This window comes from Pseudomonas sp. GW821-FHT07F05, assembly GCF_059418765.1.
In genome coordinates this window covers 49,131-62,476 of the sequence record NZ_JBWKQL010000015.1, presented here as the reverse complement: position 1 = coordinate 62,476, position 13,346 = coordinate 49,131, and the positions used below count along the sequence as shown (strand labels likewise).

Sequence of the window (13,346 nt, the reverse complement as noted above, 5' to 3'; positions counted from 1 at the left end):
ACTCCCTGAGGAATGAGCCATGTTTTACGTTCAACGCGATGCCGATGGAACGCTAGTTCGCGTGGAAGCAACGGCGTTCGCCGAAGCGAGCGAGCAACTGCCGCCCGATGACCATCAGGTGCAAGCCTGGTTTGCCAACGAAGTGGTCGAGAAAAGCCTGATCCAGCTCAAGTCCAGCGACATGGACATGATCCGGGTACTGGACGACTTGATTCAGGTCCTGACCAGCAAAGGCATCCTCAACATCACCGACCTCCCCGCCGCCGCACAGGCGAAACTGATGGATCGAACCCAGGCCCGGGAAACACTGGGTGGCCTGAGTGACCTGATCAATGATGATGAACAACGGCTGATCTAAAGGCCTCTCTTTCTCGCACGCACCGTTTGGCAACGGCGCGCTGTCGCGCGGCAAACCCCGATGCTTGTTTCTGACAGCCTGCTATCCCCCAGCAAATGGTGCACATGTGGGAGTGAGCTTGCTCACGAAGACGGCATTTCAGCCGCTGAAAATTTGGCGGATGTACCGGCCCCTTCGCGAGCAAGCTCACTCCTACACTTGCACGCCCGCATCAAAATCCGCGTCGAACGCAAATCCCCTGTAGGAGCAATCGGAGGTTACGACGGTCGCGAATGTGTCAGCCGCTGAAGATTTGGCGAATGTACCGGCCCCTTCGCGAGCAAGCTCACTCCTACACTTGCATGCCCGCATTCAAAATCCGCGTCGAACGCAAATCCCCTGTAGGAGCAATCGGAGGTTACGACGGTCGCGAAGCGGCGGGTCTGTTACATCAATGCCGCCGGGCACACCGCATTAGCGGGCAGGCGCGCATCTGCCTGTGGGCGCCGACTGATCAGTACTGCTTGCGTCGGACCTTGATGTCGCCCAACTGGTATTGCTGATACCCGGTGTAGGGCAGCAGCACAGTATCGGCGACGGCGGATAGGGCCATGTCCAGCGCGATAGTGGGCGCAGACCAGTGTGGGCCGGAAACTGGCGGGGCGTTCAAGGTGCAGAACTGGTAAACCGCACCGCTGAAGGCACGGGGGATGGACTGGCAATTGGAGCTGTGGCGCGCCAGTGTATCCGCGGCCCCTTTTTCGTCGTTGAGGGTCTTGATGGTGCCGCACCCTGAGAGGGTTGCCATCATTAATACTGCAGTCCATAGCTTCATGAAAGTGCTTCCATTGTTTGATGTGAATAACAGCCCGGTAGGTGTTTCAGCCGCTGAATATTTAGCGGATGTATTGACCTCTTCGCGAGCAAGCTCGCTCCCACAATTTTTGTACTCGCATTCAACATCAACGTCGAACGCAAATCCCCTGTAGGAGCAATCGGAGGTTACGACGGTCGCGAAGCGGCGGGTCTGTGACATCAATGCCGTCTGGCACGCCGATTTCGCGGGCAAGCGCGCTCCCATACTAGCGCGTCAGCCATCGATATTGAGAAAACAGCGGGCGCGTTCCTTCGTTCGTTACTTCCACGGCGCAGGGTCGCCGAACAGCCGCCCTTGCACCCCTTCGATGCCCATTTCCAGGATCACCCGGTGTTCGCCTTCGGTCTCAACCCGCTCGGCAATCAGCGGCAGGTCGATACTGTGTGCCGCGCGCTGGACCGCTTCGATGAACAAGCGCTTGTGGCTTTCCTGGTCAATGGTGCGGATGTAGCTGCCATCGATCTTCAAATAGGCCAGCCCCAGATGCGCCAGGTTGCCGATCATGCTGAAACGTCCGCCGAAGCGTTGCAGCGCCAGGGAATAGCCGGCTTCCTGCAGACGGCGGGTCAACTTCTCCAGCACCGCCTGCTCGGGCACCTGTTCCTCGCCGATCTCGAAGGTCAAGCGTGCGCCGAGTTTCGGGTGCTGGCGCAGGGCGTTGAATACCTCATTCAGCGCTGACGGATCGTTAAGCGTGGCCGCCGACAAGTTCAGCGCCAGTCGCTCATTGTGCGTGCCCAGATGCGCCAGCACCTGCTGCAACATCAGTAAATCCAGCCGGCTCGACCAGCCAAAGCGTTCCAGCCACGGCAGAAAGCGCCCGGCAGGAATCGTCTCGCCGTCAGCATCGACCAGCCGTGACAGCACTTTGTAATGCAGCACTTTCGCCCCATCACGAGACTCGACCACCGGCTGAAAGAACAGCTGAAAACGCCCGTGCTCAAGGGCATGGTCCAGCGTCCTGTGCCACGCATGCTGATCTTCACCCAGATCACCAATCGCCCCACGCTCGATGCAATACCACGACTGCTCGCCGCCGCTTTCGGCCTGGGACAGCGCCTGATCCGCCAGCGCCAGCAAGGTCAGCGACGCATCGCCCGGGCTGTACGGCGCGAGGCCCATGTGCGCGACAGGCGAGACATCAGAGGCGCCGGTGGCTTCCAGACTTTGCAGCGCCGCCTCAAGATTCTGCACCCACTGCACGGCTTCATCGTGAACCATGCCTGGCGCCAGCACGGCGAACTCCCCGCCACGGCTGCGACTGATGAGGTTGCGGGTTTCAGGGTACTTCTCACAGTGACGCACCAACTGCTCCGCCACCGCCACCAGCAAGGCATCGGTGCGCTTGCCGCCGAGACGCTGGTTCAAGCCGGCGAGGTCGTTGACGCGCAACATCATCAAATACCCCGCACGGCCGTCTTCCAGATGGCTGACGTGGGCGTTGAGCTGCATATCGAAATAACGGCGGTTGGACAGCCCGGTCAGGCTGTCTTGATACGACTCGATGCGCAGCTTCTCGCTGCGTTCGGTGCTTTCCTGAAACAGCGCCTTGAGCTTCTCGACCATCTGGTTCATCGCCTGCACCACCCGGCGCAGCTCCGGCGTGCGCGGCAGTTCGGGCAGAACGAGGAACTCGCGACGGCCAATCGCCTGGGACTGCGCGACCATGTAATCCAGCGGTTTCAGCTGCCGGCGCAACAGCATCGCGCCCAGAATCGCACTGACCACACCGCACACCAGCAACCAGCCGAGGCTGCCCAGCGCGCTCTGCCACAACTTCGCGAGCGCGAACATCGGATGGCTGACCACCTCGACCCGCGCCGTCTGCTGCCAGCCGCGGCTGACAATCGCCTCGCCGCCCGCCGGCTCAAGCCCGATGGCGTTGATGAACCACTGCGGCACGCCCTGATTGTCCGGCGTCGCACTGCGCTCGACGATCGCGGCGCCACTCGCCAGATCCACCACCCGGATGCTCGCGTAGTAACCGCTGTCGAAGATCGACGCCACCATCAGCTCGACCATCGCCGGGTCGTCGATATTGGACGTCAGCGACAGCGCCAGCGACGTCGCAGCGTCCTGGGCGTGGGAGCGAAGTTGATTGACGTACTGCGCGCGGGAGCTTTCCAGGCTGACGACAAAACTTCCCGCAAAGGCAACCACCATGAACAGACAGATCGCGATCAACAGCTGTTTGAACAGAGACATCAGTACTCCTAATTCTCGGGCTCGGTGGGGAAGCCTTCTGCGGTCATTTTTTTCAGCACGTCCTGCCACCGGGACAGACGTTTGGTGTCGCTCACTTTCTTGTTGCCCTGCGCACCCGGCAGCCACAGTCCTTCAGCGTTGAAGGCATACACCGGCAACAGGTCCGTGCGTTCGCTGGCGGGTTTGATGTCGTCGATCAGGCTGTCGAGCACCAGCGGCATGGCGTTCGGGCTCGAGTAATAGGTCAACACCATGTGCGCGCGGTTCAGGCGCAGCGCCTTGACGTAGGTGATCAGCAGCTTCTCGCTGGGCACGCCCAGGCGGCGCAGGCTGAAATACTTGGCGATCGCATAATCCTCACAATCCCCCGCGCCCTTGATCAGCGACTCGATCGGCGTCGCCCAGTAATCGACCTCGTGCCACAGATCGATGTCCTCGGCGTAGCGCATCTGCTTGTTGAAGAACAGGTTCACGACCTTGAGCTTGTCCAGCTCGCTGACCTGCTTCTCGGTCGCCAGCAAGTTCTGCCAGGCATCGATGCGCTGCTTACCCGCGCCCAACGGCCCATATAACGCTTCAGCACGGCGGCTGATCAGGGAAAAATCCCAATCCGCGCTCAGATAGCCGACACACGCCGTGCACGTCAGTGCAAGCGCCAGAAGCATCCATAATCCAGGGCGCTTTTGAGCCGGGCGTGTCGCCAATTTGTCTAGTCCATCAGGCCATGGATAACGGAAAGCGATGGTGAGGGGTTGAGGGAGGAAACGCAATGGCGCGGTGAGATCATGCGCAGAAGCAAATGCCCGCAAACGCGACTCATGATAGGCTCGCGCCCCTTGATTTCATGACTCACCGGGTTGGTTTGGAAACGCGTATGGATATTGGTTTGAGCTGCAGTGTTTGGGCTGAGGGTGAGCGCACGGGACATCTGGACGGAATAGGCGTTTATACCCGCTCACTCTGGCAGGCCATGGACGATCTCAAACTGACCGAAGCCGGCGGAATTAACTTCAAGCCCTACGCATTTGGACGTCAGCTCCCGACCCTGGAATGCGGTACGCCTGAAGTACTAGCTGAACGATTCAAACTTCATGCTCTTCTCAGCGGGCTGTTCAATCTTTCCTTACCCAACTCAGCCGCCATTCGAAACGACGTGTCTCTGCTGCATGCCACCGATCACCAGATTCCGAATATTGCAGGCCTTCCCGTGGTGGCAACGGTCATGGACGCCATACCGCTTATCCATCCCGAGTGGATGAGGAAAAGCTTCAGAGGCCTGAAGAGCGCTCTCTTTGCGAGAAGCGTCAGCAAAGCCGACCACGTGATCACTATTTCAGAACACAGCAGACAGGATCTGATCCGTCTGCTGGGCATTCCTCCCGCCAAGATCAGCGTTACCCCACTTGGGGTGAACCCTGTTTATTTCGAGCGTATTTCCGGGCCCCGTAAAGAATCGGTCATCAGCAAACACGGCCTCAAGCCGGGCTTTTTCCTTTTTGTCGGGACGCTGCAACCGCGCAAAAATCTTCACCGCGTGCTGGAAGCGTTTCAAGCCTTGCCGGCTCCGGTGCGAAAAGATCACCCGCTTGTCGTTGTTGGCCGCGAAGGTTGGGCAAGCGAGGACCTCATCCCCCAACTGAAAAAGCTGGAGGAGCACGGCGAGGGTAAATGGCTGTGCTATTTGCCCCAAGACGAAGTCATGGCGCTGCTGCAAAGCGCGAGCGCCATGGTGTTTGCGTCTTTGTACGAAGGGTTTGGCTTGCCGGTCATCGAAGCATTTGCGGCCCAGTGCCCGGTCATTGCGTCGAACACCACGTCCCTGCCGGAAGTGACCGGCAATGCCGCCTGGGCGGTCGACCCGCTGGATGCTGCAAGCATTTCGGCGGCCATGCTCGACGTCTTGAGCAACGATACGCTCAGAACCGAGCGAGTTGAAATAGGTCTGGAACGCGCCCGCCAGTTCACCTGGCAGGAATGCGCGCGGCAGACCCTGGCGGTGTACCGCAAAGTGTTGGCGGCACACCCCAAGGCGTAAGTCGCTGCAGGTTACTTAGGGGTTGCTTTGGTGTTACTGGGGGCTGAATTATTCAAGTCCTTTAGCGCTTCCGAATCATCGCCGCCCAGCCAAACGTTCACGCTGGCAACGCTCTCTTGCGACAGCTTGCCGGCCCAGCGATTCAGGATGAACAGATTGGTGATGAAGTCGTACTGCGATTTCAGCAGATCGCTGCGCGCCTTGAATTCGTTCTGCACAGCGGTCAGCACGTCGACGGCGTTAACCACACCATAGGTAAACGCCTTCTGCGCCGCGATGCTCGACTGTTTGGCCGAGGACAATGCGTTTTGCCCCGCGCGGATCTTGTCTACGGCAGATTGAGCAGTGAGATAGGCGTTAGTGGTTTCCTTCACCACTTGCCGGCGAACCCCTTCAAGATCCTGCTCGGCCGCATATTGCTCGTCATACAGCCCACGCACTCGTGCTGAGGTCGAGCCGCCGCTGTAGATCGGCACTTTCAGGCCAATGGTTGCGACATAGCTGTCGCTTCGAGGGGTCAGCGTGTTGTCGTAACCGACGTCACTCTGTTGAGCGCCCAAGTTTAGACTCAGAGAAGGGTAGTGACCGCCCTTCCCCTCACGAACCGCTGCATCGGCCGCCGCCAGGTTGCTTTCATAGGCTTTCAGGCGGGGATTGCTGTCGAGCGCCTGGGCGATCCAGGCATCGAGCGGCAGCGTAGGTGCCTGCAGCGCGATGTCGTTCCGGATCCGGCTCAAGCGCTCGTTGATCGGGCGACCGACAATTTCCGACAACCCTTCCCGCGACAGACGCACCTGATTGCGCGCTTCAATTTCCTGGGCCAGCAATGAGTCGACACGTGCCTTGAGATCCAGCATGTCGGTGATCTTGGCCATCTGCTTGGCGTACATCGCATTGACGCGATCAAGGCTGCCCTGGGTGGCGCGGCGCTCGGCCGAGACCAGCTCCAGCGCATCATCGGCAGCGAGCGCCGCGAAGTATCGCTTGGCCAGATCCACCGTTGCTTCGGCCTGCGAGTCCTCGGACTGCGACGCCTTCTGCAATGTGACGCTCTTGGCCTTCTGATAACGCTCCCACGCTTCCTTGTTGTAGATGAACTGGCTGAGGTTCAGCCCATAGCTTTTGTTGTCATAGATTTCCCGCGACTCAGCGTCTTTGCGCAAGATCCTGTTGAAGTTGCTGTCCACCGACACCTGGGGCAACAACCCGCCAAACGCTTCGCGCTCCTGCTGTTCGGCAGAGCGCGCGTGGGCATAGGCCGACAGAATGCGCGGGTCTTCAAGCCGTGACTCTTTGTACAGCGTCATCAGATCAAGGGAATAGGTTGAAGCGCTGACCTGTTGCGGGGCTGCGGGCTGCGCCGCATTGGCGTTAAGTGCAAACAAACCAAACAGCAAACCGGGAAGAAAACGTACCACAGTCATTCCTCGATCATCGACTTGGCGAACATGTTGCGCGCAGGCTTGAGCAGGTATTGCAGCATCGTGCGTTCGCCGGCATTGATCAGCACTTCCGCTGGCATACCCGGCTGCAGCTTGCGATCACCCAGACGCTTCAGACCTTCATCGGTGATTTTCACCCGCACAAGGTAATAGCCCTCTCCGGTTTTCTCGTCGGTAAGACGGTCCGCCGAGATTCGCGTGACCTCCCCCTGAATGACCGGCGTAGTGGCAGCGTTGAACGCGCTGAAGCGGACGTCGGTGAGTTTGCCAAGGGTGATGCGGTCGATGTCATTCGTCGAGACGTGCGCTTCGACTACCAGGTCCGACGATTCCGGCACGATGTCCAGCAACGGTGTTCCCGCGCTGACAACACCGCCGATGGTGTGCACTTTCATGTCCAGCACCATGCCGTCTTCCGGCGCGCGGATCACGATGCGCGACAGCCTGTCCTTGAGCGCGCTGGCCTTCTCCTGCAAGTCGAAGACCTGCGCCTGCACGTCACTCAAGTCCTTGGCGACATCGGAGCTGAATTTCTGGTTCGTCTGGACAATCTGCATTTCGGTTTCGTTGATCTGCAGGCGCGTCTTGGTGATGGTCGACTGGTGGTCGGCGACCTCGGACTTGAGCATGTCCAGCTTGCGCTCTTGCTCCAGCAGACGCTGGTTATCGACGAAACCCTGGCGCAGCAGATCCTTAAGCTCGGTAATCTCGCGGGTGTAGGATTTCTCGAGATTGACCTTGGTACCGATCATGTCGTTGAGGCCAATGATTTGCTGCTTCAACTGGCCGATGCGCTCTTGCTGCACCGAGATTTCACCCAACCGCGCGTCGTGCCGCGACCGGAAAACCTGGGCCTCACCGTCGATGGCCTCGCGGGCACGATCGCTTTCGACACCGTCAATTTTCAATGCCGGGATAGCGGGCAGGTTGTCACGTTCGGCACGAAGACGCGCCTCTTTGGCGCGCGCGGTGATGAGCTGGTTGCGGGTGGATTCGTACTCTGAACTGAGCTGCCCGTCGTCAAGGATGATCAACGGATCGCCCTTGTGCACCGTGTCGCCGTCACGAGCGCGCAGTTCTTTTACGATCCCGCCTTCCAGATGCTGAACGGTTTTGCGGTAGCTCTGTACGGTGACAACGCCGGTGCCGTAGACCGCGTTGCCCAGCGGAGCAAAAGCTGCCCAGGTGCCGAACAAGCCGAAGGTCACCAGAACAATCGTCATCCCGACCCGGCGGATGCCGCGGTCAGAAGTCGGCATATCATCAGACGGCTCGTCGAGCACGGTAATCGCGTTACTGGTCATTCAAGAATTCCTTTCAGGCGCTGGGCTGAATTGCGCCGGTCGCAGCTGGAGCTGGAGCTGGAGCAACACGAGGCGGGGTTTGACCCTGCGTCTGGGCTTGAGCTTTGGCCTGTTGCTGAGCCAGTTCGGCGATCACTTGATCACGCGGGCCATACATCGTCATCGCGCCGCTGTTCAGGACCATGATCCGGTCCAGGCGTGAAAGGACATTGGGACGGTGCGAAATAATGAAAACCGTCGCCCCTGTCTCTTTCATCTTCTGCAGTGCCACGCCCAATGCACGCTCACCGACCTCATCGAGGTTGGAGTTGGGCTCATCCAGCACGATCAACCGAGGGTTGCCATATACCGCACGCGCCAGACCAATGCGCTGCCGCTGGCCGCCGGACAGGTTGACGCCTTCGCTGCCGATCACCGTGTCGTAGCCGTCCGGCAATTGCAGGATCATTTCATGGACGCCGGCAATGCGTGCCGCCAACACGGTTTTCTCGGGATCGACCTTGGTGAAGCGCGCGATGTTATCGCTGATGCTGCCTTCGAACAGCTCGATGTCCTGCGGAAGGTAACCCAGATGCGGACCCAGCTTTTGCTTGTCCCAGGTACTGATGTCGGCGCCGTCGAGCCTGACCACGCCGTGCTGCGGCGGCCAGATGCCGAGCAACGCACGGGCCAGCGTCGACTTGCCTGCCGCGCTTGGCCCGACAATCCCGACGATGCTGCCGGCGGGCGTCACGAAACTGATGTTTCTGATCACTGCCGCTTTCGCACCCGGAGGCGCCACAACCAGGTTTTCGACCTGCAGATGGCCTTCCGGGTCCGGCAGAGACATCCGCTCCGGCTCGGCGTTGAGTTTGTCCAGCGTGTCGTTCAAGCGCTGGTACTGCACGCGAGCCGCGACGAATCCTTTCCAGCTCCCAATCATCTGATCGATAGGTGACAGCGCACGCCCCAGCAACAGAGAGCCGGCCATCATCAAGCCGGGGTTGATCTCGTGAGTGATCACCAGGTACGCGCCCGCCGCCAGCATCATCGACTGCGCCCAGTTGCGGAACGTCTTGGAAATGGACGTGATGATGCCGCTTTTGTCGCTGGCCTCGGATTGCAGCACCAGGACGCGCCGCTGCCGGATTGCCCACTTGCTCATGAGCGTATCGAGCATGCCCATCGACTCGATGACTTCAGCATTGCGCAGGCTTTTGGTGGTGTGCAGGTTGGAGGTGAGGCTTTGCTTGTTGGCTTCTGTCAGCGCCTTGCCGGTGTAGCGATGATTGACGTAAGCGAGAACTACCAGCACCACCGCCGAGATAACCGTTATCCATCCATACCAAGGATGAAACAGAAACATCACGGCGGTGTACACCGGAAGCCAGGGCGCATCGAAGAATGCAAACAGCCCGTTGCCGGTGAGAAATTGCCGTAACGAGGTCAGGTCATTGAGCGACTGCGCCGAAGCGTCCATACCGCCGCTGCTCAACGCCTTCTTGAAGCTCGCCCGGTACACGTCGCGACTGAGCAAGACATCCAACCGATTGCTGATGCGCACCATGATGCGCGACCGGACCCACTCGAGGGAGCCCATTGTCAGCATCAGGACGGTAAGAATGAGGGTAAGCATGATCAGCGTCGAGGTGCTGCTGCTGGGCACCACCCGACCTGAAACCTGAATCATGTAGAAGGTAGGAACCAGCATTAACGTGTTGACGAAAAGACTGAAGAACCCGACGGAGAGGAAGCTTCCGCGACAAGCCTTGAGCGCTGCTTGCAGGTTGTTTTCGTGTGAACGACTCATAGAATCCATTACTGATGAGGAAAAGGCTGCAAAGCCGGAGAGTGTACCAGCGGCAGATCAGGCAGACAGCATTAAAAGGCCATCAACTGCTGCAAGGGTGGTCGTTTCAGATTAAGTTTTCTTAATGTTTCAATACTGGACAATTTCAGTAGCTCCGGAGCGGTACGTACAATTTAAAAAGTTCAAAGATTTGATGCTCAACCGGATGAGATGTCATGAATATGAGTGTGCAATGTTGCAGGCATTGCTCACATCACGCCACTACCGTTGCTCGATTTACCCCACACTGGCCACTCCTCGATTTGCATGCAGCATCGACGGTCGTAAAGCCGCCGCGAACGAACCGGGCAAAGCGCTGAAACTACCTTCGTAGGTTCGCCTAGAGGGAGGATTTGAGCGGGCGCCCCGTCATGCCCATACACAGCGTGCAACATAACCCCGAAAAATTCACCACCCTGACCTTCATATCCCTCAAGTGCCCGCGCTAGAGCGGTCGAAATTTTCATACCTCCACACGCGCGCTTTGACACCCTCCGCAGAATTGCTACACGACGGCTCGCTGTTCCCTCCGCGGCTGCTCTCCCGACGCGCTTCAAGCGCCATGCCCCGGCAGCGGTTGCTCTCAAGATAATGAGAGCCCTGCCGACATACTCTACCTGGACGCATCGGACCAACGGTTCCCACAAATGGGTGAATCCAGATCACTATGTTCCACACTCGTTTCGCACTGGCAATTTGGAAGATTCCTACATTCCGAATTGACATTTCTGAGGGATCGATTAACCTCGGCTCTCTGCAGATGCCACCAGTGCGCCACTAAGTTGGGCAGTACGATTGCAGCGTTGATGGACCAATTTTGTTGCTATCAACGGCTGTGAGCTCGGGATAAGAAGGAAACTTATTGAGTGCAGTCGCAAACATTAGATGGCTTGAAGATTAGTTCCCGCGTCACATTACTTGAACCGGGAATGTATATCTTCCGTTACGCCTCACAGCCCTCCGCAGACAAGCCCGTCTGCATTGCGTTGCAGCAAGCTCCGCTTGGCAAAGGCGCCATCGATTTCTTCCCTGCCGAAGGCATCAGCAAGAATATGCTGGCCAAGCTGGGCGACACCATTGTGGCCCGGGTCAAGGGCGGCATCGCGACAGTCCTGATTACCGAATATCACATGTTCGATGAAAGCATTGATCCCATTGATCTGCGCATCGACCGTATAGATACGTCCCCCGCCATCATGCGCGACTTCAGCGTGATCAGTGCCACCGAACCCAATCCCGTCATTGCTCCGAATACGGCGCCTGCGTCGTTGACATTGATCGCCCATTTGCAAGGGATCGGCGATGTGCAGTCGCATGAAGGCTGGGCCGGAATGCACGACAGCACCAAGCGCCTTGAGGGCTTTGAAATCATCTGGAATAACAAGCCGGCCGGTGTCGACCTCGTTTACACCTCCACGGTTGCTGGTTCGGGTCCGAGTTCGAATGTACCTTCCGGGACGTTCACCGGGACTCGAGGCAAACGTCTCCCTTTAGTGTCGACAGGCTTCAGCCTCGTAGGCCCGAACCGAAACTTATACGAATTATCTGGCCACATTGTGTTCAGCGGCGCCGCGCCGCGACCCATTGTGCCCAATCAGATGATGCACGGCCCCACCGGCACCGAGCCCTTGGTGGCGTTGCACATCTGCATTACACCCGTAACGAAGACGAACGCTGCCCGCTATAAGTCTCCGTGGGAAAACTCTGCATTGACGCAGAAACTCAGTAATACAAGCCAGATGGCTTGAAGTAACAGGACTTCCCATGCAATACGACAGCCCGGTTTCAGCTACAGAGTTCCAATCGTTCCTGACCTCCTCCACCCTGTCTGCCAACACTGCCGCTGCCATCAGCACACTGTTGAGCCTGGATAGCGCTACTGCCGTCAATCTGGCTAGCTGGGACGGCGTAACTGCTCCTCAGATCCCGACTGGCCAAACTGGCGCTACAGACGTAGTCGTTGCCAACATCGCAGGCCTTAAAGGCGACCTGGTCGCTGTCGACGTTCCTGCTTCGTTGACTACCGCCAAAGCATTCGTGTTCCAGAGCGATGCCAGCCTGGCAATCACTATCGACGCTCCAGTTGCCGCTGAGTCCGCTTCGCAGGCTCGCGTCGTTGCTGCCGCAGACGGTTCGACCACCATCGCTCTGGCAGTCACTACCGGTAACGGCGATGACGTCATCACCATCAAAGGCGACCAGAACACCTACGTGGACGGTGGTGCCGGTAACGACACCATCATTGTCGGCAACGGCAACAACACCATCGTTGCAGGCGCTGGCAACAACAACATCACTACTGGTACCGGCAACGACACCATCGTGTTGAGCGGCATTCAGCACACAGACATCGTCAACGCTGGCGGCGGTTACGACATCGTGCAACTGGACGGCTCGACTGCTGACTTCACCGTAACTACTGGCAACAGCAACAACGTGACGTTGACCTCGGCAGCAGATGGCGTCGGCCAAACTGCAGCAATCACTGACGCTGAGTTCCTGACTTTCACAAATGGTGGCTCGATTGCACTGGCACACAGCGATGCTGAAGCATCTGCTCTGCGTCTGTACGAAGGCCTGCTGGGTCGCGACGCTGACGCAACTGGCGCTCAACACTTCACCACACAAGTGGATTCGGGTACTTCCCTTACCGATATCGCCAATCAGTTCTTGAACTCTGAAGAATTCGGCGGCGCGGTAACTGAGGGTCAAATCAATACTCTCTACACATCGATCCTGGGTCGTGCAGCTGACGCACCTGGTTCCGACACGTGGGAAGCCATCATCGCTAACGGCGGTAGCCTTGCTGATGTTGCAGCGGGTATCGCTGGTTCGGTTGAAGCCCAACACCTTGACCAATCGAACGGCACCTTCGTTCGTGACCTGTACACCAACGTTCTGGGCCGTCCTGCTGACGACGCCGGTCTGGACTCGTGGGTATCGCAACTGTTCAACGGCACCAGCCGTGCCGAAGTTGCAGCAGGTATCGTTGGTTCGGCTGAAGCTTCCGCTAAAGCTGACAGCACCTTCATTGATAACCTGTACCTGACCGCTACCGGTCGTGCTTCGGACGAAGGTGGCAAAGCTACCTGGACCGATATCCTGGCTAACGGCGGCACTCACGCTGACGTCGCCATCGGTATCGTTGGTTCGCCAGAAGCAGTCGCACACAACGACAACGTTGTAGTACTGCACGGCGCAGTCTAACTAGCCCTGTAGTAGCGATGGATACTCCCGGCCGCAAGGCCGGGTAGTGTGCAAAAAAAGGGGCGACTTTCGGGTCGCCCCTCTTTTATTTTTTAAGTGATCCCGCCAGCT

The 13,346-nt window shown here is 58.3% G+C and carries 10 protein-coding genes; 4 read left to right on the top strand and 6 right to left on the bottom strand.

Going from position 1 to position 13,346, the window contains the following annotated elements:
* Positions 1-19 precede the first annotated feature (19 nt).
* The gene (locus AC07RO_RS23615) at positions 20-358 is read left to right on the top strand and encodes a hypothetical protein (RefSeq protein ID WP_037018113.1); all 339 of its coding nucleotides are present in this window, start codon (positions 20-22) and stop codon (positions 356-358) included.
* A gap of 493 nt (positions 359-851) precedes the next feature.
* Here the strand turns inward: AC07RO_RS23615 and AC07RO_RS23610 are convergent, their stop codons facing one another.
* The 3 genes from AC07RO_RS23610 to lapG form a co-directional block, all read right to left on the bottom strand.
* The gene (locus AC07RO_RS23610) at positions 852-1,172 is read right to left on the bottom strand and encodes a YceK/YidQ family lipoprotein (RefSeq protein WP_495087209.1); all 321 of its coding nucleotides are present in this window, start codon (positions 1,170-1,172) and stop codon (positions 852-854) included.
* 300 nt (positions 1,173-1,472) lie between these two features.
* Positions 1,473-3,419: a cyclic di-GMP receptor LapD gene (lapD, locus tag AC07RO_RS23605; RefSeq protein WP_495087208.1), complete on the bottom strand. Its 1,947-nt coding sequence runs from the start codon at positions 3,417-3,419 to the stop codon at positions 1,473-1,475.
* Between the two features lie 8 nt (positions 3,420-3,427).
* On the bottom strand, positions 3,428-4,123 hold the full coding sequence (gene lapG, locus AC07RO_RS23600) for a cysteine protease LapG (protein WP_495087207.1): 696 nt from the start codon (positions 4,121-4,123) through the stop codon (positions 3,428-3,430).
* Between the two features lie 170 nt (positions 4,124-4,293).
* On the opposite strand from lapG, the gene AC07RO_RS23595 reads away from it, so the two are divergent.
* A complete protein-coding gene (locus AC07RO_RS23595; protein WP_495087206.1) occupies positions 4,294-5,454 on the top strand; it encodes a glycosyltransferase family 4 protein in 1,161 nt (386 codons plus the stop codon).
* An 11-nt stretch (positions 5,455-5,465) separates the two neighbouring features.
* On the opposite strand, the gene AC07RO_RS23590 is transcribed toward AC07RO_RS23595, so the two are convergent.
* The 3 genes from AC07RO_RS23590 to AC07RO_RS23580 are packed head-to-tail and all read right to left on the bottom strand — an operon-like array spanning position 5,466 to position 9,989.
* Complete coding sequence (locus tag AC07RO_RS23590; RefSeq protein WP_463584017.1) at positions 5,466-6,878, bottom strand: TolC family outer membrane protein; 1,413 nt, start codon at positions 6,876-6,878, stop codon at positions 5,466-5,468.
* On the bottom strand, positions 6,875-8,200 hold the full coding sequence (locus AC07RO_RS23585; protein WP_346627704.1) for an HlyD family type I secretion periplasmic adaptor subunit: 1,326 nt from the start codon (positions 8,198-8,200) through the stop codon (positions 6,875-6,877). Before AC07RO_RS23585 ends, AC07RO_RS23590 begins: the two co-directional genes overlap by 4 nt.
* A gap of 13 nt (positions 8,201-8,213) precedes the next feature.
* On the bottom strand, positions 8,214-9,989 hold the full coding sequence (locus tag AC07RO_RS23580; RefSeq protein WP_463584018.1) for a type I secretion system permease/ATPase: 1,776 nt from the start codon (positions 9,987-9,989) through the stop codon (positions 8,214-8,216).
* A 968-nt stretch (positions 9,990-10,957) separates the two neighbouring features.
* On the opposite strand from AC07RO_RS23580, the gene AC07RO_RS23575 reads away from it, so the two are divergent.
* Together AC07RO_RS23575 and AC07RO_RS23570 are read left to right on the top strand one after the other, a co-directional pair.
* On the top strand, positions 10,958-11,776 hold the full coding sequence (locus AC07RO_RS23575) for a hypothetical protein (RefSeq protein WP_495087222.1): 819 nt from the start codon (positions 10,958-10,960) through the stop codon (positions 11,774-11,776).
* A 16-nt stretch (positions 11,777-11,792) separates the two neighbouring features.
* Positions 11,793-13,235, top strand: coding sequence for a DUF4214 domain-containing protein (locus AC07RO_RS23570; RefSeq protein WP_495087205.1), 1,443 nt, complete (start codon positions 11,793-11,795; stop codon positions 13,233-13,235).
* The last annotated feature ends 111 nt before the right edge of the window (positions 13,236-13,346 follow it).